Here is a 25,380-nt window from a genome sequence, read left to right as displayed (position 1 = left end):
CGTTTCCTAACCACAACCGTTCGAAACATGTAATACATTGATATTTCAAAAGTATCTTACCCCCTGTAAACGAGGGGAGCCAAGTTACTAAAGAGCCAAAATATTTCAAACGGCTATGGCTAGGAGATTCGTGTTTTCAGAAGTGACTAAGATAATTCATTATTCCACACGCAATCTCACCGCCACCGTTTCCCCTGCATCAAGATAGCGATTGATTCGTGCCGTTTCCACGCAGACCATAGTTTGATAGCCGTTTTCTGTCATGTTACCGGTAGGTTTGTGCCATGGGTTCCACAGTACCACATCGCCGGCATTGTGATGTTCCACAATGATTGTGCGTTGATTGTCATAGTCGCGAATTTCCGTCGGTTGTTGGGTGGTGTAAACACAATCCACATTTTCCGCAATATGGCGTGGTGACGGCACGCTTTCTTGTTGGCGGGTGAGGGCGTTGAAGCATTCCGTCGGCAGGTTGGCGATGTCGGTATGGGTGATATTACCGATGTTGAAATAACTGTGTAACGCCAGCTGCACTTTTTCCATTCCTGCTTCACCGTAATGGGTAAAGCGCAAGTCACAATGTTTGCCGAAAATCATTTCTACTTTCGCTAAAATCACATTGTGCGCGGAAAACAACGAAAAAACCAACCGCACTTTATCGGCATTAATTGCGTAATCGCTCAACTGCCACAGGCTGATACGGGCGAACCCGTGGGCAGGTGTGCCGGCGTTATTAAACCACGGATAACAAATAGGAATGCCGCCGCGAATTGCCGTGCTGGTTTCAAAGGGTTCGATTTCACTTAGCCACAGCACGTCCTGTTTACTGTGCGCCGGCTGCCAGCTGAATAAATGCGCCCCTTGTAAGGCGATTTTTGCCGTGCCTATGGCGTGTTGTAAATGTAAAACGGGAATTTCGTTATAGGTATATAAGCTCAGTTCGGGCGTGATTTGTTGTTGTCGTTGAATATTGATCATCATCTTGTCCTTGTTGATTCAGAAAGAGGGGAAATCTGCTATACTGTGCCGACTTTTTAACAGATGAAAAAAATAATGGCGTATTCGGAACAAATTAGCAAGGTCTTTTCCCATGATGGCGAGTTAAGTGCGTACATCAAGGGCTTTCGTCCCCGCGCGGAACAGCAGGAAATGGCGATGGCGGTGGGCAAAGCCATTGAACAGCATGGCGCGTTGGTGGTGGAAGCCGGCACCGGCACGGGCAAAACCTTTGCCTATTTGGCGCCGGCATTATTGGCGAAGAAGAAAACCATTATTTCCACCGGTTCCAAAAACTTGCAGGATCAGCTATTTAATCGCGACCTACCCGCCATTCAAAAAGCCCTAGGTTACAGCGGTAAAATCGCGTTATTAAAAGGGCGCGCCAATTATTTATGTCTGGAACGGCTGGAGCAGGTGATTGCGCAGGGCGTGCTGGGCGATCGTAGTGTGTTGCATGATTTGTCCAAAGTGCGTAAATGGCGCAATGCCACGAAAACCGGCGATTTGTCCGAATGTATCGAAATTGCCGAAGACAGCCCGATCCTGACGCAATTAACCAGCACTGCCGAAAGCTGCCTTGGCAGCGATTGCCCGAATTATGCCGATTGTTACGTGGCATTGGCGCGGAAAAAAGCGCTCAATGCGGATTTGGTGGTGGTCAATCATCATTTATTTTTTGCCGACATGGCGGTGAAAGAAAACGGCTTCGGCGAATTGATTCCCAATGCGGAAGTGATCGTGTTTGACGAAGCCCATCAGCTCCCTGATATTGCCAGTCAATATTTCGGACAATCGGTCACCTCGCGCCAGCTGTTTGATTTGTGCAAAGATATTCAAATTACTTATCGCACCGAAGTGAAAGACATGAAACAGCTTGGCGTAGCGGCGGATCAGCTGGTAAAAATTGTGCAGGATTTCCGGTTGATGTTGGGCGAAGGCAATCTGCGTGGCAATTGGCGACAAATATTGCAGCAAAGTGCGGTCAAAAAATCCTTTGGTTTTTTATTGGAAAAACTCAATTTTACGGCGGACGTGGTGAAGCTCGGCTTGGGGCGTTCGCAAACTCTGGATAGCATTTTTGAGCGCATCGCCCAGCTACAAAATTTGCTTAAGCGCCTCACGGAAACGGAAATTACCGGCTATTGCTATTGGTTTGAATGTATCGGCCGCCAGTTCGGCTTGCACATTACGCCACTGACCGTGGCGGATAAATTCGGTGAGCAAATGGCGAAGCAAAAATGCGCCTGGATTTTTACCTCGGCGACCTTGGAAGTGGGCGGGACTTTCGAGCATATCTGCCACCGTTTAGGCATTCAAAACGCGGCGCAGAAAATTCTGCCGAGCCCGTTTAATTACGCAGAACAATCCCTGCTTTGTGTGCCGCGTTATCTGCCGGCAACCAATCACAGTAGCACCTTCAGTCAATTAGGCAAAATGCTGCTGCCGATTATCGAAGCCAACCAAGGGCGTTGTTTTGTGCTTTGTACGTCCTATGCCATGATGCGCAGTTTGGCGGAATATTTCCGTGAGAACAGTAAATTGATCATTTTGTTACAGGGTGAAACGGCGAAAGGCACTTTGTTGGAACAATTCATTTCGCAATCCCATAGCGTGTTGGTGGCGACCTCCAGTTTCTGGGAAGGTGTGGATGTGCGCGGTGACGCGTTGTCCTTGGTGATTATCGATAAACTACCATTTACCGCGCCGGATGAACCCTTGTTGAAAGCACGCATTGAAGATTGCCGTTTACAAGGCGGCGAGCCTTTTAATGATATTCAGATTCCTGAAGCGGTGATTACTTTAAAACAGGGCGTCGGGCGTTTAATTCGTGACGTCACCGATCGCGGCGTGGTGATTATTTGCGATAATCGTTTGGTGATGCGCCCTTACGGTGAAACCTTTTTGCGCAGTTTGCCGAATTTTAAACGTACGCGGGATTTGCACAAAGTGGTACAATTCCTCACAACAATCAATAAAGAAGAATCAGAATAACGATGAAAAATGTCACATTACTTGCTTTAGATACTGCTACAGAAGCTTGTTCTGTTGCATTGTTACGCGGTGGAGAGAAAGCGCATTTGGAACAATTCGCACAACGTGAACATACCAAACATATTTTGCCCATGGTGGATGAAATTCTGGCGCAGGCGGGAATTAAACTCTATCAAGTGGATGCTTTGGTTTTCGGGCGCGGCCCGGGCAGTTTTACCGGTGTTCGAATCGGTGCCGGCATTGCGCAAGGGTTGGCGTTCGGCGCCAATTTGCCGGTGATTCCCGTGTCAAATTTAGCCGCCATGGCGCAAGCCGCTTATGTGCAATATCAGTCGGAAAATGTGCTGACCGCCATCGATGCGCGCATGAATGAAGTGTATTTTGCCCAATGGAAAGCGCGGAAAGTGCGGTCGGATTTCGGTACGTTTTTAGCTTGGCAGCCTATTATTGCCGAGCAGGTGTGCAGCGCGTCGAGAGTGCTTGAACAGGTGGTGCAGCACCAACACGATAATGCAGTGTTAGCCGGCACAGGTTGGACGGCATACCCGCAACTTACCGAGGCGAACCTTGGTAAAAGCACCGATATTACCCTGCCTTCCGCGTTATATATGCTGGATTTGGCGCTGCCGAAGTGGTTTGCCGGCGAGACCATCAGCCCGCTGGAAATTGAGCCGATTTACTTACGTAACGAAGTCACTTGGAAGAAATTACCGGGACGGGAATAGATCTTAATTACCTTTTAAAAGGAGAATTAAAATGAACAAAAAAATACTTTTATTTTGCACCGCACTTTCCCTTGTGTTAACCGGCTGCGTATCCGCGCCGCAGGGTTTGGAAGCCAAACAGTTCGAAATGTTAAATCTGAAAAATGTGCAGGCGCAGGATTACGATTGCCGCTGCCTGAAAGTGCGCTTGGGCGGCAAAGTGGTTTCCGCACAGGCGTTGAAAGATAAAACCAAAATTGAAGTATTGAATCAAACGGTGGCGTATTTTTCCGCGAAACCTATCGTGGATAGCTATAGCAACGGACGTTTTATCGCCTATTTAAACGGCTTTGTGGATCCGGAAAATCTGAAAGACCAGTATGTGACAGTCGGCGGAGTGCTGAGCGGCAAAGAGCAGGGCAAAATTGATCAGGCGGATTACAATTATCCCGTGGTTCAAGCCGATCAATACCGTATTTGGAAGCTGGTGAAAGAATATTATTACGACCCTGACGACATTTATGACTACGCACCGTTTTACCCTTACGGCTGGGGATTTTCGTCCCGCTTCTTTTGGGCTGAACCGCGCGTGCGCTATAATTTATATTAATTAACCCGATTAACAATAACCAAACTTCCCTAAGGAACGGCAATGGAAAAACTTTGGTTTAAAAATTATCCGGAAGGTGCGGAGCGCCAATTAGACACCTCGGAATACGATTCGATTTTAGATATGTTTGAAAAAGCGGTGCGAGAACATCCCGATCGTGCCGCTTATATTAATATGGGCAAGGTGTTGACGTTTCGCAAATTGGAAGAACGTAGCCGTGCTTTCGCTGCCTATTTGCAAAATGAATTGAAATTGGAGCGCGGCGATCGCGTGGCATTAATGATGCCGAATTTGCTGCAATATCCCATTGCGTTGTTCGGGGTGTTGCGTGCTGGGTTGGTGGTGGTCAATGTGAACCCGCTTTATACGCCGCGCGAGTTGGAGCATCAGCTGCAGGACAGCGGAGCGAAGGCCATTGTGGTGGTGTCAAATTTTGCTTCTACTTTGGAAAAAGTGGTGTTTAACACCGCCGTCAAGCACGTGATTTTAACCCGTATGGGCGATCAGCTTTCTTTCGGCAAACGCACTTTGGTGAATTTCGTGGTGAAATATGTGAAAAAGCTGGTGCCGAAATATAAACTGCCGAATGCGGTAACTTTCCGTGAAGTGCTGAGTGTGGGGAAATATCGCCAATATGTGCGCCCGCAAATGGAACGGGACGATTTGGCCCTCCTGCAATATACCGGCGGCACTACAGGCGTAGCGAAAGGGGCGATGTTATCCCACGGTAATATTATCGTGAACGTGTTCCAAGCCAAATGGATTGCTTACCCGTTTGTAGGCGATCGTGGACGCGAACGCTTGGCGATCCTCGCTTTGCCGCTTTATCATGTTTTTGCGCTAACGGTAAATTGCTTATTATTCATTGAGTTAGGTGTAACCGCTGTGTTAATCACCAATCCGCGTGATATTGAAGGCTTTGTGAAAGAAATGAGAAAGCACCGCTTTGTGGCGATTACCGGTGTGAATACCTTATTCAATGCCTTGTTAAACAACGAGAATTTCAAAGAAGTGAATTTCTCCGCATTGAAACTTTCCGTCGGCGGCGGCATGGCGATTCAACAAGCCGTAGCCACCCGCTGGCATGAATTGACCGGTTGTAACATCATTGAAGGCTATGGCATGACGGAATGTTCTCCATTGATTGCCGCCTGTCCGGTTAATGTGGTGAAACATAACGGCAGTATCGGTGTGCCGGTGCCGAATACGGACATTAAAATTATTAAAGAAGATGACACGGAAGCGGCTATCGGCGAAGCGGGCGAGTTATGGGTGAAAGGCGAGCAGGTTATGCAAGGTTATTGGCAGCGCCCGGAAGCCACTGCGGAAGTGATTAAAGACGGCTGGATGGCGACCGGCGACATTGTGGTTATGGACGAGGATTACAGTTTACGCATTGTGGATCGCAAAAATGATATGATTCTGGTATCCGGTTTTAATGTGTATCCAAATGAAATCGAAGATGTGGTGATGTTGAATAACAAGGTTTCCGAAGTGGTTGCCATCGGCGTGCCTCATGAGGTTTCCGGCGAAACCATTAAGCTTTTTGTGGTGAAAAAAGACGAAAGCCTGACCCGCGATGAACTGCGTACGCATTGCCGCGAACACCTAACGGGTTACAAAATACCGAAAGATATTGAGTTCCGCGAGGAATTGCCGAAAAGCAATGTGGGCAAAATTTTGCGTCGCGTGTTGCGTGATGAAGAACTTGCGAAGTGACCGGCGAATTAAATCGTCATTTCAATAAATATGGTTAATTAAGGAAAGAGAATGCCACACCGCATTCTCTTGTTATTTCATTATGCCTCAACTTAAAAAAGAAGTTCAAAATCCACCGCACTTTTCGGTGGTGACCGATGATGCTGAATTGGCGCGGGTATGTCAGGCGGCACGACAGCAAAGTGCGGTCGCGTTAGACACTGAATTTGTGCGGGTACGAACCCTGTATCCGAAACTCGGTTTAATTCAGATGTATTTCGGCGATCGGGTGGCGTTAATCGATCCCTTACCGATTCAGGATTTTTCGCCGTTCATTAAATTGCTTGCAGATACTAATTTGGTCAAAATTCTGCATGCTTGTAGCGAAGATTTAGACGTATTCCAGCATTATTTTCAGCAGCTGCCGCGCCCGATGTGTGATACACAAGTGATGGCGCATTTTCTCGGCTTTGCCGGCTCCACCGGTTTCGCTACCTTGGTGCAACATTATTTCCAAATTGAAATCGACAAAGGCGCCTCCCGTACCGATTGGCTGGCACGCCCGTTATCGGATACGCAGCTGCAATATGCGGCGGCGGATGTATGGTATTTGTTGCCGTTATATGAACAAATGCAACAACAGCTTACGCAAACCGAGTGGCAAAGTGTGGTGGAAAATGAATGTGAATTTTTATTGAACAAGCGGGCGCAGACAACCAAAGATCCCGATAGCGCTTATTTCGCTATTCCCAACGCATGGAAATTGAACCGATTGGAATTAATGCGCCTAAAACTGCTGGCTAAATGGCGTATGGAAGAGGCGATGAAGCGCGATCTTGCACTAAATTTTGTGGTGCGCGCAGAAAATTTATGGCAGGTGGCAAAAAGCAATCCGAAGCATATTTCTACATTGCCGGAACTGGGTTTAAGCACAGCGGAAGTGCGTATTCACGGTAAGAAATTGCTACAAATTATCGATCAGGTTAAACGTATCGTGCCCGAAGATTACCCGCCGCCGATTCAACGGCTCGCCGATGATCCGCGTTACAAAGCCATATTGAAAGCCTTGCAACAACATTTAATCCAAATTACCCCGCCGAATTTAGCGAAGGAACTTATCGCCGGCAAACGTCATTTGGAAAGTCTGATGAAATGGCATTGGTTAAAAAATAGTGAAGATGATTTGCCAGAGCTGCTGACGGGGTGGCGTAAGCCTTTTGGTGAGAAGTTGCTGGCGGCATTGAAAGCCTTTGATGAATAGCCATCACAACGAAAAGAAAAGTGCGGTGGATTTTTACAGCGTTTTAAAAACGCTTTGAAAATCCACCGCACTTTTTGTTAATCAGGCTTATTGTAATTTTTTGCCTTCAAACTCGCCGGTGAGACTTTCCAAGAAGGACGTAATGTCATCAATGTCTTGTTGCTGCGGTTTAGCATTGCTTTGATATTTCAACATGATACGAACGGCTTCTTTCAGATCTTTTGCCGACGCATCGTGCATATAAGGCGCCGTTAACGCAATATTGCGCAGTGATGGCACTTTGAAACGGTGCATATCATACGGATCTTGAGTTTGTGCGAAACGACCTTGGTCGGCATCAGTGAGCGGTGTGCCGCGATCTTTGAAATAATCGCCGTAGATACCCATGTATTCGTAAGATTGTCCGCCCATGTTCACGCCAGTGTGGCAGGTGTCGCATTTGTACTGTTTAAATAGCTCGTAACCTTTAAGTTGTTGCGCGGTTAATGTGTTTTCGCCTTTCAGATAGCGGTCAAAATCGCTGTTCGGTGTAATTAAGGTTTTTTCATATTCACCGATAGCATTGGTGAGGGTTTCTTTGCTGATTTGCGGATAGACTTGTAAGAACGCTTGTTTAAAATCTTCATCCTGCTCAAATCGTGCCACAATTTCTTCCCAGGAATGGGAACCCATTTCTACCGGATTTAATGGCGGTCCGCCGGCTTGATCGGCTAAATCCACGGCACGCCCATCCCAGAATTGTGCGAAGTTAAATGCGGCGTTGAAGACAGTCGGCGCGTTAATGCCGCCTTTTTTGCCATCAATGCCGGTGGATGTATCTAAACGGTCAACACCGCCTTTGTCCAGTTGGTGGCAGGTGTGACATTGAATCGTACCATCGCCGGATAAACGACCATCCATAAACAGTTTATGCCCAAGAGCAACTTTTGCCGCATCGGTCATGATTTCATCAGGAATCGGTTGAACTAAACGGTGGTTGTCCGTGCCTTCGGTATTTGCCGGTAAAAAGGCTTTCCGTTGTTCGCGAATCCAGTTTAGCAATGCGGTTTTTTCATCTTCATCAGGGCGGCTTCCCCAGTGAATATGAAGAAACTTGGCAATCGGCATTTCGTCATTTTCAATAACCCGTTCAAGTTTTGCCAAATCCACTTCCGATAATTTGCTTGGATCTTTTAAGCCGTTCAGTAACTCATTTAACAGGAATACGCGGTTGCCTTCTTTGATGTCATTTTGCAACATGGAGCCAACTAACGGAACATGGGCATAAAAGGGGAGTTCTGCATTTGGTGTATGACAGTACTGGCAGCCGTTGTTAAAAAAGACTTTTGCGATTTTTTGTTGCTCGGCAGAGTAACTACCTTCAGCCAATAATTTTTCCATTTGTCCTTTATCATACTGATGAACGTACCCTACAACTCCTAAATAGCCAACAATAGCGACAACCGCCGTTTTCAGTGCAAATTTTTTCATAATTGTCCTCCAACACTTAAAAGTAAAAACGAAGAAGGGATTATCGGTTAAATATAAGAGGAAACATATGATTTAAATCAATAAATTCAATTTGAAAAAACAATGGATGAAATAGATTTTAGTAATTAAATATCTATTTAGAGCATTCACTATAAATATATTTTTATATGAGAGTATCTGTTTTTTAGGTTGATTTGCAAATTTTAAAAAATTTTTTGTAAGAAAATGGAAATGTCTCCGTCTAACATTATGTGTGTGGGAGTTTATTATGACTTTTTCACTTCGTGCTTATTCAAGCAAAATATTTTTACATTTAATACTATTATTTAAGGAGTTTATCATGAAAAAAATTAATTTATTAACCGGCGTACTTGCTCTTACTATTGCATCATTAGCATCAGCTAGCACAACAAATATGAAAGAAAGTGTAATGCATTCAGACGATATTAAACAAGAGATTAGCTATAACATGGGAAATGATCTGGGAAGTATGAATTATCATAAACCGACTGTTAGAGAGTATGATAGACGTATGAAAGGGGATAAATAATTTTCGGAGGCTTATCATAGAATATGATAAGCCATTATTATACATGGAGAATTTATATGAAAGAAGTTCTTAGAAAGTTTTGCCTTTCTAATATTGATATTACCGTATTAAGATTTTCAGTTGTTTTTATTATCGCATTATTTGGTAACTATAAATGGTTTGATTTTGAGGTAGAGGCCTTAAAACCTTTAATATCTCCAACATGGCTAAGTTTTTTATATGAATTTTTGGGATTTCATGGGACTAGTTATTTGCTAGGCTTTATTGAAAGCGTTACTTATATTTTCTTAGTTGTTGGTATTTTTAAACCTAAGTTTGGCGTACTTGGTAGCTTGTTTACTATCGCTCTTGGCGTAGTAACACTTAGCCTTATACCTCAAATTGGTGTTAATGGTTTTATTATTAAAGATATTATACTTATTGGCTCCGGTCTTGTGTTGTTAAAACACGACCTAAATAAAATTCCATTTGTTAAATAGTCGGTAATAAATAAGTTCGCCTCAATTTAGGCGAACTTATTTTTGTATTTATAAAGTACTATAATAAGTAACTTATTCAGTAACACTTTCAGTTATTAACTTCACCAGTTTATTCATTTTTTCTACATTCCCTGCCGTGACATTATGTTTTTCTGCTATAATCTCATTTCTATTTAGACTTACGAATATTTCACCTTGGCTATTCTCCCATACTAAAGCTTTTAATGGTAAATCAATAGCTAGGGTTGGGGATTCAATCATCATTGGGGTACCTAGTTGCGGTTTTCCAAAAACAATTACACTTGAAAACGGCATGCTCAATCCAGCTTCTTTTGCTGCAGCTTGATGGTCAATTATCGTGAATATTTTTATGTTCTTATCATTCAAAGCTTGCCGGATTTTTGAAATAGTGTTCTCTGCAGAATATTTACTTTTAAATGTTTTTAAATATAGACTGCTATTTTTTACTGATTGGTTAGACTCACTGTCAGTATTGGAGGCAGCCTGAATGCTTCCCGTTGATAAGGCAGTAATTATTGCTAACGCTAAAACTTTTAATTTCATAAAGATCTCCTAGTTACAAGTCGGTTTTTCATTCTATACTTAATTTATATAGTTATCTGTTATTGCTGAAAGATGTAAAATCAATTTGACCTAAATCATAGGCAACTAACTAATTCTTAAGTAGATCAGTATATTATTTTAATTTTCAGATTAATTAATGTATAGGCTAATTGCTGGTAATACTTAAATTTTAAGAAAGGATCGTTAGATGAGAAACAAGATTCAATTTTTGATGCTATTTAGCATATTTTTTCTTATATCTACATTTTTTTATAGAGTGGCCTTTGCAGTTCCTTCAAAAAATGGTAACTATGGCGTATTTCTTGGTATTAATGGAAATGAAGAAGATAAATTGCAAGGATACAATATTGTTGTAATCGATCCTGCTATGTTTCAACCTTCTCAAGTGGAGAAATTACATGCTTCAGGGAAAACTGTGTATGGGTATATTAATATTGGAGCAATTGAGAAACACCGCCCGTATTATAGTCATTTTCAGTCAGTCATGCTTGGTATCTATGAAACTTGGCCGGATGAGCGATGGGTTGATGTATCCTCTCCGGTATGGCAGCGTTTTATCGTTAATGAGCTAGGAAAAAAGTATGCTGATATGGGGTTGGATGGTTTTTTTCTTGATAATGCAGATGTTTATTATCATTATCAAACAAATGAGATATTTCAAGGGCTTGTAACAATTTTGACTGGGCTTCGATATTATAATATTCCACTTATTATTAATGGAGGGGATCTTTTTGTAAAAAAATGTATTAATCAAAATACCGTTTTAATTGATGGTATTAACCAAGAAAGTGTTTTTACCACTATTGATTTTAATAAAAAAAAATATGGAATCCAGCAGAAATCGGAAACAACCTATTTTCAAAAATATCTGGCATATGTTAAGGCTCATGGATTATCTGTCTATTTACTTGAATATAATGCAAGTAAGGAACTGTCAAAAAAAATTGACAAATATGCAAATGAAAATGGCTTTCTTTGGTATAACGCGAAGGGATTAGAGCTTCGGTAACTCGTGTGAATGCAGATATAATAAGTAAAAAGTTAGCAGTCAATTTAATAATTTTGATGTCAATAACTAATTGATAGGTCGTGAAGGATTCGAACTTTCGACCTACAGATTAGAATCCCTTGTGCACAGGATTAGTAAAAAAGTACCGGATTTTACGCGATGTACTCAGCCAATACACCTGTAATCCATCCACTAACGTCACCAAGTAAATCAATGTGATCCATTTTTAAGTTGCATTTTTAGATCAACAGTAATTTTTCCAATATCGCCAACAAGAGTACATGACTGTAGCCGTTTAAAGACGGAAAAGTTTTATTATAGTGAAAACTACTATGCAGTCCGAACAGAGTCAATGCGTTTAACACATTAAATTTATTTTTTGATGTTGCGTAGGATTTTTAACTATGACAAAAAGTGCGGTTGGTTTTTAAAGTGTTTTTAGCGATGGATTGCTATATACAAACTTTCAGCTAATTGCTATCCTTTAACAGATAACTGTCTATTATCTTAAGGAGAAAATTATGTATTTTTTAGATGGCCTACCAATTGTTTCCATTATTTTTATCGTACTTGTCGGTGTTGTGCTTTATTCAACATTGAAAACGGTGCCACAAGGTTATAACTGGACGATTGAACGTTTTGGTCGTTATACCCGTACATTAATGCCGGGATTAAATTTTGTCGTTCCATTTGTTGATCGTGTTGGTCGTAAAATCAATATGATGGAACAAGTGTTAGACATCCCATCCCAAGAAGTTATTTCAAAAGATAATGCGAATGTCGCTATTGATGCGGTATGTTTCGTTCAGGTTATTGATGCGCGTAATGCCGCTTATGAAGTGAATCACTTAGAACAAGCTATTATCAATCTTACTATGACAAACATTCGTACGGTTTTAGGTTCCATGGAGTTGGATGAGATGCTATCTCAGCGCGATTCCATTAATAGTCGTTTGTTATCTATTGTAGATGAAGCGACAAATCCTTGGGGGATTAAAGTGACCCGTATTGAAATCCGAGATGTGCGTCCGCCACATGAATTGATCGCCGCGATGAATGCTCAAATGAAAGCTGAACGTAATAAACGTGCAGATATTTTGGAGGCGGAAGGTGTGCGTCAGGCTGAAATTTTACGCGCAGAAGGTGAAAAACAATCCCGTATTTTAAAAGCGGAAGGGGAACGTCAGGAAGCCTTCTTACAAGCTGAAGCCCGCGAACGTGCCGCGGAAGCGGAAGCGAAGGCGACCCAAATGGTATCCGATGCGATCGCTAATGGTGACACGAAAGCTATTAATTACTTTATTGCGCAAAAATATACTGAAGCGCTAAAAGAAATTGGTGGTTCGGATAATAGTAAAGTCGTGCTGATGCCTTTAGAAGCCGGCAACTTAATCGGTTCCATTGCCGGTATTACCGAATTATTAAAAACCGATAAAAAAGTAAATTAACAACAAGAAAGTCGAGGTTGGGTATGGAATGGTTAGCAGATTGGGGCGTTTGGCACTGGCTTATTCTTGGTTTTATCTTGCTCATTGCTGAAGTTGTCATTCCCGGTGTTTTTCTTCTATGGTGGGGATTAGCCGCCATCGTTGTTGCCGGTATCATGAAATTTATTCCCGCCTTACCGCTTTCGGCATTGGCGGTAATTTATGCGGTTATCGCCATTATTCTTAGTATTATTTGGTGGCGCTATCAACACGGTAAGGATCAAATTGATCAATCGAAATCTGTCCTCAATCAACGGGATCATGCCATGATAGGGGTGCAGGGAAAAGTCTTAACTATTGCCAAAAACGGCATTGGTAGAGGCGCTTTCGGTGATACTACGTGGAGAATCCAGGGGCGTGATTTAGCAGTGAATGATATTGTTGAAGTTGTTTCTGTTGATAGCATCACATTGAAAGTTAAGAAAATTTAAGGAAAGAAATGAAGCATTTAATTATTTCTGCACATCCTAATCAACAAAGTTTTAACCGCGCCATCGTGGAACGTATTGTAAAAGCCTCTCATGAATTAGAGGCGGAAACCACTGTTCGGGATTTGTATACATTAAATTTCAATCCCGTTTTGTCTTGGAGTGAATTAAGTGCAGGGCCTGAAGGCATTGTGCCGGCAGAAATTAAATTTGAGCAAAATTTAATTAAAGAAGCGGATTTGATTACCTTGGTCTATCCCCTTTGGTGGATGGGCTTCCCTGCTGTTTTGAAAGGTTATTTGGATCGCGTTCTTAGCTATGGATTTGCATATCAAACGGAAAATGGCGGTTCGGTGGGATTGTTGGGTGATAAAAAAATGCAACATTTTATTACCATGGGCAATAATCTTGAACGCTATCAAAGCATTGCTTTTGATAAAGCACTACAAACCTGTTTAGTTGACGGTTTGTTTAATTTCTGCGGTATTACCGATATTCACCATGATATTTTCGGAGATATTCACTTTCTGGATGAAGCTGGGTATCAGCAGATTTTGAATAATACCGCACAAAAAACACAAGAAAATCTGACCGCACTTTTGGCAAAGGATGGCTCCAAATAATGCAGGAAAGTGTGCAATTCAATAATTTTTCTTTGATTAGCCGTTTATTCGGTAATTTATTTTACCGCCAACCGACAGATCCCATTTTATCCGGCGTTTTTGCTTGGTTGCAGCAAGGTAATTTATCCCAAGTCTGGGCGTTAAACGAAGACAGCGACGGTAAAAGCGCATTAGATGCCTTGCAAAGACCCATTGATTTGACATTGTTGAATCAAGAATATCAAAAACTTTTCGGTCAGTCGGGAAGTGTGGCGACACAAATTTCTGCTTATGAGATTTCCATTGAAGATTTTAAGGGTTTTCGGCAAATGCGCAATTTGCCTGAAACGGAAAATATCGATCATTTTGCCATGTTGCTACTGACGGCTTCCTGGTTGGAAGATAACACCGATTCATTGAGCGCCCAACAGGAATTATTTGAGCATTTTCTTCTGCCTTGTGCGGCGAAGTTTTTAGTGAAAGTTGAAAAGCAGGCGACGTTGCCATTTTATCGCGCTCTGGCTTATTTAACCCGTGAAATGCTTTCTGCGATGGCTGATGAGTTGGATTCTGAAGAACTATAAAGTCTTGTTAAAGGCAGTTAAAAATAAAGGTGAGTTTTGGACTCACCTTTTTCATATCTAATCTTTATACAAATTATCTTCTTCATTCGGCTGGGTTTTAAAGCGGCGATGGATCCACATATATTGTTCCACACCGTTTAGTATTTCTTTTTCAATGATTTGATTCATCCGGGTCGCAATTTCCGTTTCCGTGTGCAGATCGGAAAAATCCACGGGAGGGGAAATTTTAACCGTGTAGCCGGAATTATCTTTGTTTCTTAACGGTGAAAAAGGAATCACTTTACTGTTCGGTGAAGACTTCAATAAATAGTAGCTGCCCGTTGTGGTTGCTGCGCCAGGAACGGCGAAAAACGGCACAAAGACCGCATTTTTTCTGCCGTAGTCATGATCCGGCGCATACCAGATAATATCACCGTGACGAATGGCTTTAATCATGCCGCGTAAATCTTTGCGATCTAGCATATCTTTGTTGGAACGCAACCTCCCTTGGGTTTGTATCCAGTCAAATAACGGATTATCATTCGGGCGATAAACGCCAATGCCCGGTTGATGGATGCCGACAATACGTGCGCCTAATTCCAGCGTTAAAAAATGTACGCCGACAAAAATAATGCCATCCTGCAAATTCGTTTTTAAATATTCCAAACCTTCAATTTTTGACCACTTTTTGATCCGATGATCAGACCAAAACCACGCCATGCCGGTTTCAATAATCGCCATGCCGGTGGAGCGTAAATTGGCTTGTAGAATGTCATTGATTTGCTGTTCGGATAAGTCGGGGAAGCAGAGTTCTAAATTGCGTTTGGCAATTTTTGCACGCCGATTGCCTATGCCGGTTTTAGCAAATAACCAACCTAATCCGTGTCCGATTTTGCATAAAATAGGATAAGGAAGCAGTAATATCAGACGGAAAATGCCGAGTGCAAGCCAAAAGCCCCAATGTTTGGGATGGAGAAATTCAGTTTTAAAAGTCGGAAGAACGGATTTTGCCATAAAGGAATTACAGGATTATTTCAATTGGTTTAGTTTAGCGGAATTTTTAGGAAATAGCATTTCCCCTGTGGTAGTATTAGCGAAATTTTTTATTCTATATAAGAGAAAATCAAATGGCTCAATATTCTGCACAATTTAATCATGCAAAAGTTTTGGTATTAGGCGATGTGATGTTGGATCGCTATTGGTTCGGTGCAACCAACCGTATTTCACCGGAAGCACCGGTGCCGGTGGTGCGTGTTCAGCAAAATGAGGAGCGTGCAGGCGGTGCGGCAAACGTGGCAATGAACATCGCTTCGTTAAATGTGCCGGTGCAATTGCTGGGCTTAACCGGTCAGGATGAAGCGGGCGCGGCGTTAACCTCATTATTACAACAACAAAAAATCGCTTGCGACTTCGTACAGCTTGCTACCCACCCGACAATTACCAAATTGCGTATTTTGTCCCGCCATCAACAATTATTACGCCTTGATTTTGAAGAAGATTTCCAGAACGTGACAAGTGCGGATTTGCTGAAAAAACTAGAAAGTGCGGTCAAAAATTACGGCGCTTTGATCTTGTCCGATTACGGCAAAGGCACATTAAATGAAGTACAAAAAATGATCCAAATTGCCCGTAACGCCAATGTGCCGGTGCTCATCGATCCGAAAGGGACGGATTTTGAACGCTATCGCGGTGCGACCTTATTAACGCCGAATATGTCCGAATTTGAAGCGGTTGTGGGTAAATGTCATTCTGAGCAGGAAATTATCGACAAAGGGTTGAAACTCATTTCGGAGATAAATTTGACCGCACTTTTAGTGACCCGTTCGGAAAAAGGTATGACGCTGTTGCGTCCGAACCAGCCTGTGTATCACCTGCCGACGGAGGCCAAAGAAGTTTTTGATGTGACAGGGGCGGGAGACACCGTGATTAGTGTGTTGGCGACAGCATTGGCGGACGGTCGCAGTTTTGAAGAAGCCTGTTACTTAGCCAATGTCGCCGCCGGTATCGTCGTGGGCAAATTGGGCACGTCAACGGTTTCAACCGTGGAACTGGAAAATGCCATTCATGGCAGAACCGGCACCGGCTTTGGCGTAATGACCGAAGCGGAACTGAAAGAGGCCGTTAAACTGGCGAAAGATCGTGGTGAAAAAATCGTCATGACTAACGGTTGTTTTGATATTTTGCATCCCGGTCATGTGTCGTATTTGGATAATGCCCGTAAATTTGGCGATCGCCTGATTGTTGCGGTGAATACGGACGATTCGGTAAAACGCCTAAAAGGCGAGGAGCGTCCGATCAATAATTTGGCTTCCCGCATGGCGGTGCTTGCCGGGCTTTCTTCTGTGGACTGGTTGGTGCCGTTCGGTGAAGATACGCCACAGCGTTTAATCGGTGAAGTGTTGCCGGATTTATTGGTGAAAGGCGGCGATTACAAGCCGGAAGAGATTGCCGGTAGCAAAGAAGTGTGGGCGAACGGCGGTGATGTAAAAGTGCTGAATTTTGAGAACGGTTTTTCCACCTCAAACGTCATCAAAAAAATTAAACACTTGGAAAAATAAGTGCAGATAAAAATAAAGCGTGGTTCTTCCACGCTTTTTTCTTTTATAGATTGTGCAAAATCCCTTCAATGTGTTTTAAGCCATTTAAACGGGTAGAGCTCAACCGCTGCGCAATGCCTAATTCCTTGAAATACGCCGTCAAATCAAATTGGTGTAAGGCTTCCGCTGGTTGATTGTCAATACGCTGCAATAAAATCCACAGCAAGCCGTTCATGATGCGTGCTTCGCTGTAAGCCTCAAAGTGAAAAGTGCGGTCATTTTTTTCGATGGATTTAAACCACACCTGCAGTTCGCAGCCCGGAATGGTTTCCATGGCTACCAAGGCTTCTTCGCTGGGTTCGGGAAGATTTTTCCCCGCCTGAATAATTAAGCGATAGCGATCTTCCCAATTCTTAGCGGTGATTAACTGTTGTTCGATATTCATCGTAATAATGCCAAGGCTTTATCTAACGCGTTGAAGAAAGTATCTACTTCCGCTTCTATGTTGTACGGCGCAAAAGACAAGCGCAAGGTGGCGGTTTGTCCTAAGCGTGCCAAATAAGGCTGGGCACAGTGCTCGCCGACCCGTAGCGCGATATTTTGTTCCGCCAGCAATGTGGCTAAATCGGACGCGTTGACGTCTCCAAAAATAAAGCTGACCACGGAACTCGGTTGCGGGGAGTTAAACAGTTTACATTGCGCATAACCGCTCAAACGACGGCGGGTGATTTCCGCCAAATGCACGGTGGTTTCTTCCATGTCGCCGATGTCCCATTGTGCCAGCCATTCCAACACCGCGTTGAAACCGATAACGGCGGCAATATTCGGCGTGCCGGCTTCCAAACGATAAGGCAATTCGGCAAAGGTAATTTGTTGTTTACTGACTTTATTGATCATTTTGCCGCCGTATTGCAACGGTTGCAGTAAATCCAGTGCGGATAACTTCCCACTGAGCACACCAAGCCCCGTCGGACCATAAATTTTATGGGCGGAAAACGCGATAAAATCCGCGTCGAGTTCTGCCAAATCGATTTTTATGTGGCTAATCGCCTGCGCGGCGTCAAGCAAGATCAACGCCGAACTGTTGGCACGAATGCGCTGAATCAGTTGTTTTACCGCTTGCTGCGTGCCGGTAACGTTCGACGCAAAATTTAACGCCACCAATTTTGTGCGTGAATTGAGTTTTTCCCGTAACGCCTCGGCATCAATCAACCAATCATCGCCAATGGGCAAAACATGAATTTTAGCGCCGCTTTTTTCGGCAATTTCATGCCAGGTCACAAAATTGGCGTGATGATCCGCTTCACTAATAATGATTTCATCGCCGGCTTGTAAATGTGGTAGTAAACCGTTTGCCACCGTGTTAATCGCCTGCGTCGTGCCGGATGTCCAAACCACCGCCCGTTCGTCTTCTGCGTTAATCAACTGCTTCACCCGCGTACGTGCCTGTTCGTAAAGTGCGGTCTGTTTTTCATCATATTGGCTACGATGGACAGAACCGGCGGATTGATAAAAATCCACCGTTGCATCAATTAAACACCGCGGTTTCAGTGTGGTCGCCGCGTTATCTAAATAGACCACAGCATCGGAATGGAGATAAGGAAAATATTGACGAAATATCACGGGATCAAAATTCATGTGGTTTACCTTCTTTGTTGACGCCATAAGTGCGGTTCGATGGGATGACGATCCTGCCATAAGCCGATACGCCGTTTTTTTGCCCGTTGTTCCGCTTCGCGATAAACGGGATCCTGAACATATTGTTTATAGGCCCACGCCATGCCCTGTTGGACCATGATTAAATTAACGTTTTGCCCTTGCGCATCATACGCGATGGCTAACTTGCGATGATAGCGATCCTCGCCGGAAATCTCCAGTTTGATCTCACGTTGATGAATCAATGACGCGAGCATTTGACGGGATTTCTTGCCGAATGGCTGATTGTGTTCGGGCGCATCAATTTCCGCCAAACGCACTTTGATTTGTTTATGATTGCCTGTTAAGCAGGTAAAACTGTCACCATCACTGATGCCGACAACGCGACAGGCTAACGTGTGGGCGTGAACGGTGAAGGGGAGCAATACCAGCAGAATGCAGAAAAATCCTTGTCGCATAATTGATAACGGCGCTAAAAGTGCGGTCATTTTTTCCGGTAAATTTTAAGGGAAGGGTTAACTTCAAGTGACAAAAAAAGCTGCGTTTTACGGCAGCTTTAATTTTTCAGAAACTTATCATTGGTGCCTAGGGTCGGACTCGAACCGACACGTTTATTCAACGGCGGATTTTGAATCCGCTGCGTCTACCAATTTCGCCACCCAGGCAGCATTGATAAGCTTCGTAAAAACGAGCGGTATTATAAGGGATTATGTTTCAGTTGCAAGCAAAAACTTTGCAATTTTGTTTAACTGTTTAAAATTCAACACATTCAATAATTTTGATCTATGTGAAATTTTTCCCTTACTTTCTTTTCTACTAGTGTAGTGGCTTTCCGGAAAAAATTCCCCTTCTTGTAAAATAAGAGTAGAATTATTTTAAATATTAAAAAAAAATTGAGTTTTCACTATGTATCGGAAAGTTTTTGACTTAGCAAGATCGTTACTCCTGTTATATTTCATGCTGTATTTGGGCGGGCTTACCGCGCATTTTGTTCCCATTGGCATTCCCTCCAGTATTTGGGGATTATTGTTGCTCTTTACGTGCTTAATTACGCGCATTATCAAAATCGAATGGGTGATGTTTTTCTCTAATTTTCTGGTTCGTTATATGGCACTGTTGTTCGTGCCGGTCAGCGTTGGGATCATTAAATATTCCGGGCTGCTTATGGATCAAATGAAAGTATTATTGTTGCCGAATATCGTCAGCACCTGCATAACCCTTGTAGTGATCGGTTTGTTTTCCGATTATTTGTTCTCACTGAAATCCTTTAGCCGTTTAAAACGCAAAGTCATCAAAAAAAGAGCAAAGGGGGAATAATGTCTTATTTGGTTTATCTTTATACTTTGCTAACCATTGTTGCGTTTGCTTTGGCAGTAAAAATTAACAAACGCTGGAAATCCGTCGTACTGAACAGTTTTGTGCTGACGGTGCTGATTTTAGTGGCGGTGTTGCTGATTTTCAAATTGCCTTATGAAAGTTATATGGAAGGTAACGCGCCACTCAATAATTTATTGGGCGTAAGTATTGTTGCGTTGGCTATTCCGTTATATGAACAACTTCGCCAAATTCGCAACTACTGGCAAATTATTTTAATCACAACGGTGGCGGCTTCTGTGTTGTCTATGTTAAGCGGGGGGATCTTTGCTTTATTGCTTGGCGCACAGCCTGATATTGTGGCTACCGTGTTGCCGAAATCCGTGACGACGCCCATTGCCATGGCGGTGTCCGAAAATCTTGGCGGCATTCCTTCCGTGGCGGCGGTGGGCGTGGTGGTTGCCGGTTTACAGGGGTCTATTTTCGGCTATTTATTATTAACCAAAATCGGCTTGAAAAATAAAGAATCCATCGGATTATCCGTGGGCGCCGTTTCTCACGCGTTAGGCACGGTAAGCTGTATGGAAAACGATAAGAAAGCCGGCAGTTACAGTTCCATTTCCTTAGTATTGTGCGGTATCATTAGTTCAATTTTGGCACCTCTTATCTTCAAATTGATCTACACATTGGTATAGCATGAAAAATCAGATTAATCCCCGTTGGCAGCAACGTTTTATTGACGATAAACCACGGGAAAAAGACCACCGTCCGCCGTTCCGTCGAGATCGCGGACGCATTCTCCATTCCGCCGCCTTTCGTTGTTTACAGGCAAAAACCCAAATTCACGCGGTGGGCGAAAATGATTTTTATCGCACTCGTTTGACCCATTCGCTGGAAGTGGCGCAAATCGGCAGCAGCCTTGTAGCGCAAATGAAATTTGCCGAAGCCTTCAATGCCGTGGCACACCAGCTTTCCGTAGAAAAAAGCGAACTGCAAAAACAGCTGATTCCGTTGTTGCCTTCTAATGATCTGATTGAAAGTTTATGTTTTGCTCACGACATCGGTCATCCGCCTTTCGGGCATGGTGGCGAAGTGGCGCTTAACTATATGATGCGTAACAACGGCGGCTTTGAGGGCAATGCACAAACCTTCCGCCTGCTCACCAAACTTGAGCCTTATACGCCGAACGCCGGCATGAATTTAGCCCGACGTACGATCCTTGGTATCGTAAAATATCCTACCATTTTGGATGTGTCCTCCGCACAGTATGCGCAGTTAGACGAAACCCAACACAGCGATCCCCGTTATGTGAAAATCGCCGATTGGCGACCGGGCAAAGGGCTGTTTCGTGATGACATTGCCATGTTCGATTGGTTGCTGGAACCGCTTTCCGAAAGCGACCGCACGTTGTTCGGCGCGCTACAAAAAGTGCGGTCAAATCCCAAAGAGATTTTAAAGACCCGCTTTAAATCCTTGGATTGCAGCATTATGGAGCTGGCAGACGACATCGCCTACGGCGTGCACGATTTGGAAGATGCTATCGTGGTGGGCGTGGTGAATGTGCAGCAATGGCAAGAAGCGCTGAACGCACTGAAAAATAGCCAATCGGAGTGGATGCGTCAACATATCGAACACATCAGCGAAAAACTGTTTTCCGATCAACATTACTTACGCAAAAATGCCATCGGCGCCTTGGTCAACTATTTCATCACCAACGTACGTTGGAAAATTCAGCCGGAATTCAGCGATCCGCTGTTGCGTTATAACGCCGAATTACCGCAAGAAGTGGTGGACGTACTCAACGTGTTCAAAAAATTCGTGTTGAAGTATGTCATCAATAATGTGGAAACCCAGCGCGTGGAATATAAAGGTCAACGCATTTTGACGGAAATGTTCCAAATTTTTGAATCGGATCCGCAACGCCTGCTCCCCACCAACACCGCCAACCGCTGGTTGAAAGCGGAAGAATCGGGCAAGAAGCGCGTCATTTGCGATTACATCGCCGGTATGTCCGATGCGTACGCGCTCAAGGTGTATCAGCAGCTTTAAAAGTGCGGTTATTTTTTTCTTTATTTTTATAGGACTTTTTTGTGGCACTCATCAGCTTAACCAACGGATATCTTTCTTTCAGTGATGCGCCTTTATTGGATCATGCGGATTTACATATTGAACCGAACGAACGCGTTTGTTTAGTGGGGCGTAATGGGGCGGGGAAATCCACCTTGCTCAAAATTATTGCCGGCGATGTGGTGATGGACGACGGCAAAGTGCAATATGAAAAAGACTTGGTGGTGTCCCGTTTGGAGCAGGATCCGCCGCGTCATGCGGAAGGCAATGTGTTTGATTATGTGGCGGAGGGCATTGAGCATCTGGCGGATTTATTGAAGGAATATCATCATATTTCCGTGCAATTGGAGCAAAATTACAGCGAGCAGGTGCTCAATCAGCTTGCGCAAATTCAAGCCAAATTAGAACATGCCAATGGCTGGCAATTTGAAAATAAAATTAACGAAGTGCTGGCAAAACTGGAACTTAATCCGAATACCAAACTCGCCGATTTATCCGGCGGTTGGTTGCGCAAAGCCGCTTTGGCGCGTGCGTTGGTGTGTAATCCTGATGTCTTGTTATTGGATGAGCCTACCAACCACCTAGACGTTGATGCTATCGAATGGCTGGAAAATTTCTTGATGGAATTCAGCGGCAGCATAGTCTTTATTTCCCACGACCGTTCCTTTATTCGCAAAATGGCGACCCGCATTGTGGATTTGGATCGCGGCAAATTGGTTTCTTATCCCGGCGATTATGATTTATATCTCACTACCAAGGAAGAAAATCTGCGGGTGGAAGCCTTACAAAACGACTTATTCGACAAACGCTTAGCGCAGGAAGAAGTGTGGATTCGCCAAGGTATCAAAGCCCGCCGCACCCGTAATGAAGGACGTGTGCGCGCCTTAAAAGCTATGCGGGAAGAACGCAGCCAACTCCGCGACGTATTAGGCACGGCAAAATTGCAATTAGACACGTCCAGCCGCTCGGGCAAAATCGTATTTGAAATGGAAAATGTCAGCTACGACATCGACGGCAAGCAACTTCTCAAGGATTTCAGTACCACCATTTTACGTGGCGACAAAATCGCCCTTGTCGGTCCGAACGGCTGCGGAAAAACCACCTTTATTAAATTGTTGCTCGGCGAGATTCAGCCCACAAGCGGTTCTATTCGCTGCGGCACAAAATTGGACATTGCCTATTTTGACCAATACCGCGCTGATCTCGACCCGGAAAAATCGGTGATAGATAACGTCGCCGACGGCAAACAGGATGTGGAAGTCAACGGCGTAAAACGTCATGTGTTGGGCTACTTGCAGGATTTCCTATTCCCGCCGAAACGTGCCATGACCCCGGTTAAAGCCCTTTCAGGCGGCGAACGTAACCGTCTGTTATTGGCGAAATTATTGTTAAAACCCAATAATTTGCTCATTCTGGATGAGCCGACTAATGACTTGGACGTAGAAACCTTGGAATTGTTGGAAGAAATTCTCACGGATTATCAAGGCACCTTGCTTATCGTCAGTCACGATCGTCAATTTATTGATAATACCGCCACCGAATGCTACATCTTTGAAGGCAACGGCGTGCTGAATAAATACGTCGGCGGCTTCTTCGACGCCAAACAGCAGCAAGCCAATTATTTTGCACAAAAAGCCGAACAAGGCACGGTTAAAAATAAAAAAATCGAGCCGAAAAAAGAAGAAAGTGCGGTGGAAAATAAAAACGTTTCCAACAAACCGAAAACCGTCAAACTTTCCTATAAAGAACAACGCGAATTGGAACAGCTGCCGCAATTGCTGGAAGATTTAGAAGAAAAAATCACCGCACTTCAAAGCGAAATCGCCGACCCGAATTTTTTCCAACAATCCCACGACATCACTGATGCCAAATTGAAAGCGCTGGCAGACACCGAAACCGAACTGGAAACGGCATTTATGCGCTGGGAAGAATTGGAGGAAAAGAAAAATCTGGCGGAAGGGAAATAACCACGTTTTTGCTCCCATGATAGCGCAAGCGTTCACGTTTGTGTTTGCATTGGTCTAAATGTGGACGCAACCGTCAAGGTATTTTTTGATGGCGCGCGTTTCCTAACGCGTGCCTGTAATATCAATAAGTTAAAAGCACACGCTATGAAGCGTGCGCTATCAAGGGGAAAGGAAATAACCACGTTTTGCATGTTAATGTGAAAAAGTGCGGTTGTTTTTTAAGATGTTTTTAGAAAATATAATTAACTTAAGGAATTAATATGAACAATTTAAAAAAGAACTGGATCATTATTACTGCTGGGGTATTAGTAATCATTGCTTTTGGTATGTATGTTTGGAATTTCCGGAACTATGATATTTCCGATAATAGTGCAAAGTGGAATGATTTTGGAAGCTATATTGGTGGGATATTTTCTGCATTAGCATTTTTAGGTGTTGTATATCAGTTGCATACAACAAAACAAGAACAAAAAAAGCAAGAGTTTGAACGAACTTTCTTTATGATGTTGGAACAGCATAATTTGAAGTTGAATACTATTGGGCAAGAGGTAATAGATGAAATCTACGATAAAATTATATCAAATTATGGAAGTATGGATTCACTAAGAAATAAAATTGAGATTCAAGAAAAATCTAAAATTTATTCTGAAGTTAATAGTTACTTTTTACTTCTATATAGGATTTTGAAATTCATTTATGAAAATGGTGAGTTAAATAATAAAAATAATTATTCAAGTTTATTGAGAAGTTTTATATCTAATAAATTATTAGTTGTATTGTCTTATCATCTATCTAATAGAGATGACTCTTATAGGAATTATATTGAATATATTAATAGGTTCTCATTTTTGGAGCACGTAAATTTTATAGATCTAGAACTTGAATTTATACATCAAGTGAGTAGGGTAGAGAAAGAAGCTTTATACGATTTAGTTTTTAAGGGAGAAAGTTATCTATTTGATGCTCTTAAGAGTGGTGAATTAATTCCTGATGATATTGATAGCTATGATCGTGAAATGTTTTTAAAGGAAATTATCCAAAGTAAACAGGAAAATTGTCCTATAATATATAAAAAGTTTATGGGGTTAAATTTGGGATATGTCAAGGAAGGGAAATCTGTAAAAGCTGAATTAAAGTATGAGGATAATATTATTTTTCATATATTAAAAAACTTTTCTTTATCTGCTTTTGGAAAAAATAAAGAGTATGGGGAATTAATTGTGAGATATAAAAATATAGTAAACCCAGATAAGGAATAAATATGTACTTTATCCCCTATGATAGCGCAAGCGTCCGCGCTAGTGCTTATCCGGTCCAAGCGTGGAGGATTGAATCATTGTTCTGTTCTTAAAAAACGCTTTCAAAACAGACCGCACTTTTTCTATTCCTTCCAAATAATCCG

Annotated in this window: 25 protein-coding genes and 1 tRNA gene; 18 read left to right on the top strand and 8 right to left on the bottom strand. The window is 43.0% G+C overall.

The genetic code is table 11. From position 1 onward, the window contains the following. Window positions 1-159: 159 nt before the first annotated feature. Window positions 160-978 (bottom strand): D-hexose-6-phosphate mutarotase, encoded by an 819-nt coding sequence (locus LIN98_RS08990; RefSeq protein WP_005567336.1) that lies wholly within the window; start codon window positions 976-978, stop codon window positions 160-162. Between the two features lie 75 nt (window positions 979-1,053). Here LIN98_RS08990 and LIN98_RS08985 point away from each other — a divergent pair, with 75 nt between their 5' ends. The 5 genes from LIN98_RS08985 (at window position 1,054) to rnd (ending at window position 7,264) form a co-directional block, all read left to right on the top strand. Then, the gene (locus LIN98_RS08985; protein WP_012821070.1) at window positions 1,054-2,991 is read left to right on the top strand and encodes a DNA repair helicase YoaA; all 1,938 of its coding nucleotides are present in this window, start codon (window positions 1,054-1,056) and stop codon (window positions 2,989-2,991) included. A 2-nt stretch (window positions 2,992-2,993) separates the two neighbouring features. Further along, entirely contained in the window at window positions 2,994-3,716 is a 723-nt protein-coding gene (gene tsaB / locus LIN98_RS08980; RefSeq protein WP_005548005.1) for a tRNA (adenosine(37)-N6)-threonylcarbamoyltransferase complex dimerization subunit type 1 TsaB, read from the top strand. A 31-nt stretch (window positions 3,717-3,747) separates the two neighbouring features. After that, complete coding sequence (locus LIN98_RS08975) at window positions 3,748-4,305, top strand: Slp family lipoprotein (protein ID WP_005543658.1); 558 nt, start codon at window positions 3,748-3,750, stop codon at window positions 4,303-4,305. Window positions 4,306-4,347: 42 nt separating this feature from the next. Beyond that, on the top strand, window positions 4,348-6,024 hold the full coding sequence (gene fadD / locus LIN98_RS08970) for a long-chain-fatty-acid--CoA ligase FadD (RefSeq protein WP_006710232.1): 1,677 nt from the start codon (window positions 4,348-4,350) through the stop codon (window positions 6,022-6,024). An 82-nt stretch (window positions 6,025-6,106) separates the two neighbouring features. Then, the gene (gene rnd, locus LIN98_RS08965) at window positions 6,107-7,264 is read left to right on the top strand and encodes a ribonuclease D (RefSeq protein ID WP_005547999.1); all 1,158 of its coding nucleotides are present in this window, start codon (window positions 6,107-6,109) and stop codon (window positions 7,262-7,264) included. Between the two features lie 87 nt (window positions 7,265-7,351). Here rnd and LIN98_RS08960 read toward each other — a convergent pair whose 3' ends face one another. Beyond that, window positions 7,352-8,734, bottom strand: coding sequence for a cytochrome-c peroxidase (locus tag LIN98_RS08960; RefSeq protein WP_005547997.1), 1,383 nt, complete (start codon window positions 8,732-8,734; stop codon window positions 7,352-7,354). Between the two features lie 340 nt (window positions 8,735-9,074). Between LIN98_RS08960 and LIN98_RS08955 the strand changes: the two genes are divergently transcribed. Both LIN98_RS08955 and LIN98_RS08950 read left to right on the top strand, forming a co-directional pair. Continuing rightward, entirely contained in the window at window positions 9,075-9,284 is a 210-nt protein-coding gene (locus tag LIN98_RS08955; RefSeq protein ID WP_005556405.1) for a hypothetical protein, read from the top strand. A 56-nt stretch (window positions 9,285-9,340) separates the two neighbouring features. Further along, complete coding sequence (locus tag LIN98_RS08950; RefSeq protein ID WP_005543669.1) at window positions 9,341-9,763, top strand: DUF417 family protein; 423 nt, start codon at window positions 9,341-9,343, stop codon at window positions 9,761-9,763. 72 nt (window positions 9,764-9,835) lie between these two features. Here LIN98_RS08950 and LIN98_RS08945 read toward each other — a convergent pair whose 3' ends face one another. Further along, the gene (locus tag LIN98_RS08945; protein WP_005568772.1) at window positions 9,836-10,327 is read right to left on the bottom strand and encodes a DUF302 domain-containing protein; all 492 of its coding nucleotides are present in this window, start codon (window positions 10,325-10,327) and stop codon (window positions 9,836-9,838) included. Window positions 10,328-10,535: 208 nt separating this feature from the next. Here LIN98_RS08945 and LIN98_RS08940 point away from each other — a divergent pair, with 208 nt between their 5' ends. From LIN98_RS08940 to LIN98_RS08920, 5 genes are all read left to right on the top strand, one after another. Next, complete coding sequence (locus tag LIN98_RS08940; protein WP_012821068.1) at window positions 10,536-11,357, top strand: glycoside hydrolase family 191 protein; 822 nt, start codon at window positions 10,536-10,538, stop codon at window positions 11,355-11,357. 521 nt (window positions 11,358-11,878) lie between these two features. Next, window positions 11,879-12,805: an SPFH domain-containing protein gene (locus tag LIN98_RS08935; RefSeq protein WP_005543674.1), complete on the top strand. Its 927-nt coding sequence runs from the start codon at window positions 11,879-11,881 to the stop codon at window positions 12,803-12,805. A 23-nt stretch (window positions 12,806-12,828) separates the two neighbouring features. Next, window positions 12,829-13,275, top strand: coding sequence for an NfeD family protein (locus tag LIN98_RS08930; protein ID WP_005592759.1), 447 nt, complete (start codon window positions 12,829-12,831; stop codon window positions 13,273-13,275). A gap of 8 nt (window positions 13,276-13,283) precedes the next feature. Beyond that, the gene (locus LIN98_RS08925) at window positions 13,284-13,895 is read left to right on the top strand and encodes an NAD(P)H-dependent oxidoreductase (RefSeq protein WP_005568765.1); all 612 of its coding nucleotides are present in this window, start codon (window positions 13,284-13,286) and stop codon (window positions 13,893-13,895) included. After that, a complete protein-coding gene (locus tag LIN98_RS08920; protein WP_005547988.1) occupies window positions 13,895-14,458 on the top strand; it encodes a TorD/DmsD family molecular chaperone in 564 nt (187 codons plus the stop codon). Before LIN98_RS08925 ends, LIN98_RS08920 begins: the two co-directional genes overlap by 1 nt. 57 nt (window positions 14,459-14,515) lie before the next feature. Here the strand turns inward: LIN98_RS08920 and LIN98_RS08915 are convergent, their stop codons facing one another. Then, window positions 14,516-15,451 (bottom strand): Kdo(2)-lipid IV(A) acyltransferase, encoded by a 936-nt coding sequence (locus LIN98_RS08915; RefSeq protein WP_005574082.1) that lies wholly within the window; start codon window positions 15,449-15,451, stop codon window positions 14,516-14,518. 113 nt (window positions 15,452-15,564) lie between these two features. Between LIN98_RS08915 and hldE the strand changes: the two genes are divergently transcribed. After that, window positions 15,565-16,995 carry a bifunctional D-glycero-beta-D-manno-heptose-7-phosphate kinase/D-glycero-beta-D-manno-heptose 1-phosphate adenylyltransferase HldE gene (hldE, locus tag LIN98_RS08910; RefSeq protein WP_005568763.1) on the top strand — a complete coding sequence of 477 codons (1,431 nt, stop codon included), beginning with the start codon at window positions 15,565-15,567 and terminating at the stop codon, window positions 16,993-16,995. Between the two features lie 43 nt (window positions 16,996-17,038). On the opposite strand, the gene LIN98_RS08905 is transcribed toward hldE, so the two are convergent. From LIN98_RS08905 to LIN98_RS08890, 4 genes are all read right to left on the bottom strand, one after another. After that, on the bottom strand, window positions 17,039-17,419 hold the full coding sequence (locus LIN98_RS08905; protein ID WP_005543509.1) for a SufE family protein: 381 nt from the start codon (window positions 17,417-17,419) through the stop codon (window positions 17,039-17,041). Continuing rightward, on the bottom strand, window positions 17,416-18,612 hold the full coding sequence (locus LIN98_RS08900; protein WP_249856110.1) for an aminotransferase class V-fold PLP-dependent enzyme: 1,197 nt from the start codon (window positions 18,610-18,612) through the stop codon (window positions 17,416-17,418). The genes LIN98_RS08905 and LIN98_RS08900 overlap by 4 nt, the downstream gene beginning before the upstream one ends. A 5-nt stretch (window positions 18,613-18,617) precedes the next feature. Continuing rightward, window positions 18,618-19,118 (bottom strand): thermonuclease family protein, encoded by a 501-nt coding sequence (locus LIN98_RS08895; protein WP_005547979.1) that lies wholly within the window; start codon window positions 19,116-19,118, stop codon window positions 18,618-18,620. Between the two features lie 91 nt (window positions 19,119-19,209). Then, window positions 19,210-19,295: transfer RNA gene (locus LIN98_RS08890), tRNA-Leu, on the bottom strand. 241 nt (window positions 19,296-19,536) lie between these two features. Between LIN98_RS08890 and LIN98_RS08885 the strand changes: the two genes are divergently transcribed. The 5 genes from LIN98_RS08885 (at window position 19,537) to LIN98_RS08865 (ending at window position 25,237) form a co-directional block, all read left to right on the top strand. Further along, entirely contained in the window at window positions 19,537-19,947 is a 411-nt protein-coding gene (locus LIN98_RS08885) for a CidA/LrgA family protein (RefSeq protein WP_005574087.1), read from the top strand. Next, window positions 19,947-20,639 (top strand): CidB/LrgB family autolysis modulator, encoded by a 693-nt coding sequence (locus tag LIN98_RS08880; RefSeq protein WP_005568760.1) that lies wholly within the window; start codon window positions 19,947-19,949, stop codon window positions 20,637-20,639. Before LIN98_RS08885 ends, LIN98_RS08880 begins: the two co-directional genes overlap by 1 nt. Before the next feature lies 1 nt (window position 20,640). After that, window positions 20,641-21,993 carry an anti-phage deoxyguanosine triphosphatase gene (locus LIN98_RS08875; RefSeq protein ID WP_005572525.1) on the top strand — a complete coding sequence of 451 codons (1,353 nt, stop codon included), beginning with the start codon at window positions 20,641-20,643 and terminating at the stop codon, window positions 21,991-21,993. A gap of 41 nt (window positions 21,994-22,034) precedes the next feature. Continuing rightward, on the top strand, window positions 22,035-23,978 hold the full coding sequence (locus LIN98_RS08870; RefSeq protein ID WP_053330417.1) for an ABC transporter ATP-binding protein: 1,944 nt from the start codon (window positions 22,035-22,037) through the stop codon (window positions 23,976-23,978). Window positions 23,979-24,238: 260 nt separating this feature from the next. Beyond that, window positions 24,239-25,237, top strand: a complete 999-nt coding sequence (locus LIN98_RS08865) for a putative phage abortive infection protein (RefSeq protein ID WP_005547969.1) — start codon at window positions 24,239-24,241, stop codon at window positions 25,235-25,237. Window positions 25,238-25,380: the final 143 nt, after the last annotated feature.

This window comes from Aggregatibacter actinomycetemcomitans, assembly GCF_023518055.1.
GTDB classification, from domain to species: domain Bacteria; phylum Pseudomonadota; class Gammaproteobacteria; order Enterobacterales; family Pasteurellaceae; genus Aggregatibacter; species Aggregatibacter actinomycetemcomitans.
Note: the sequence above shows the minus strand (reverse complement) of the source record. Positions and strands in the feature narration are given on the sequence as shown.

What these genes read in the sequence shown, in the direction of transcription:
- LIN98_RS08915 (WP_005574082.1), bottom strand. Translation starts at nt 15,451, where the DNA reads ATGGCAAAATCCGTTCTTCCGACTTTTAAAACTGAATTTCTCCATCCC.
- LIN98_RS08930 (WP_005592759.1), top strand. Translation starts at nt 12,829, where the DNA reads ATGGAATGGTTAGCAGATTGGGGCGTTTGGCACTGGCTTATTCTTGGT.
- LIN98_RS08935 (WP_005543674.1), top strand. Translation starts at nt 11,879, where the DNA reads ATGTATTTTTTAGATGGCCTACCAATTGTTTCCATTATTTTTATCGTA.
- LIN98_RS08955 (WP_005556405.1), top strand. Translation starts at nt 9,075, where the DNA reads ATGAAAAAAATTAATTTATTAACCGGCGTACTTGCTCTTACTATTGCA.
- LIN98_RS08905 (WP_005543509.1), bottom strand. Translation starts at nt 17,419, where the DNA reads ATGAATATCGAACAACAGTTAATCACCGCTAAGAATTGGGAAGATCGC.
- tsaB (WP_005548005.1), top strand. Translation starts at nt 2,994, where the DNA reads ATGAAAAATGTCACATTACTTGCTTTAGATACTGCTACAGAAGCTTGT.
- LIN98_RS08950 (WP_005543669.1), top strand. Translation starts at nt 9,341, where the DNA reads ATGAAAGAAGTTCTTAGAAAGTTTTGCCTTTCTAATATTGATATTACC.
- LIN98_RS08960 (WP_005547997.1), bottom strand. Translation starts at nt 8,734, where the DNA reads ATGAAAAAATTTGCACTGAAAACGGCGGTTGTCGCTATTGTTGGCTAT.
- LIN98_RS08875 (WP_005572525.1), top strand. Translation starts at nt 20,641, where the DNA reads ATGAAAAATCAGATTAATCCCCGTTGGCAGCAACGTTTTATTGACGAT.
- fadD (WP_006710232.1), top strand. Translation starts at nt 4,348, where the DNA reads ATGGAAAAACTTTGGTTTAAAAATTATCCGGAAGGTGCGGAGCGCCAA.
- LIN98_RS08975 (WP_005543658.1), top strand. Translation starts at nt 3,748, where the DNA reads ATGAACAAAAAAATACTTTTATTTTGCACCGCACTTTCCCTTGTGTTA.
- LIN98_RS08925 (WP_005568765.1), top strand. Translation starts at nt 13,284, where the DNA reads ATGAAGCATTTAATTATTTCTGCACATCCTAATCAACAAAGTTTTAAC.
- LIN98_RS08945 (WP_005568772.1), bottom strand. Translation starts at nt 10,327, where the DNA reads ATGAAATTAAAAGTTTTAGCGTTAGCAATAATTACTGCCTTATCAACG.
- LIN98_RS08865 (WP_005547969.1), top strand. Translation starts at nt 24,239, where the DNA reads ATGAACAATTTAAAAAAGAACTGGATCATTATTACTGCTGGGGTATTA.
- LIN98_RS08985 (WP_012821070.1), top strand. Translation starts at nt 1,054, where the DNA reads ATGGCGTATTCGGAACAAATTAGCAAGGTCTTTTCCCATGATGGCGAG.
- LIN98_RS08920 (WP_005547988.1), top strand. Translation starts at nt 13,895, where the DNA reads ATGCAGGAAAGTGTGCAATTCAATAATTTTTCTTTGATTAGCCGTTTA.
- LIN98_RS08880 (WP_005568760.1), top strand. Translation starts at nt 19,947, where the DNA reads ATGTCTTATTTGGTTTATCTTTATACTTTGCTAACCATTGTTGCGTTT.
- LIN98_RS08990 (WP_005567336.1), bottom strand. Translation starts at nt 978, where the DNA reads ATGATCAATATTCAACGACAACAACAAATCACGCCCGAACTGAGCTTA.
- LIN98_RS08940 (WP_012821068.1), top strand. Translation starts at nt 10,536, where the DNA reads ATGAGAAACAAGATTCAATTTTTGATGCTATTTAGCATATTTTTTCTT.
- LIN98_RS08885 (WP_005574087.1), top strand. Translation starts at nt 19,537, where the DNA reads ATGTATCGGAAAGTTTTTGACTTAGCAAGATCGTTACTCCTGTTATAT.
- LIN98_RS08895 (WP_005547979.1), bottom strand. Translation starts at nt 19,118, where the DNA reads ATGACCGCACTTTTAGCGCCGTTATCAATTATGCGACAAGGATTTTTC.
- LIN98_RS08900 (WP_249856110.1), bottom strand. Translation starts at nt 18,612, where the DNA reads ATGAATTTTGATCCCGTGATATTTCGTCAATATTTTCCTTATCTCCAT.
- rnd (WP_005547999.1), top strand. Translation starts at nt 6,107, where the DNA reads ATGCCTCAACTTAAAAAAGAAGTTCAAAATCCACCGCACTTTTCGGTG.
- hldE (WP_005568763.1), top strand. Translation starts at nt 15,565, where the DNA reads ATGGCTCAATATTCTGCACAATTTAATCATGCAAAAGTTTTGGTATTA.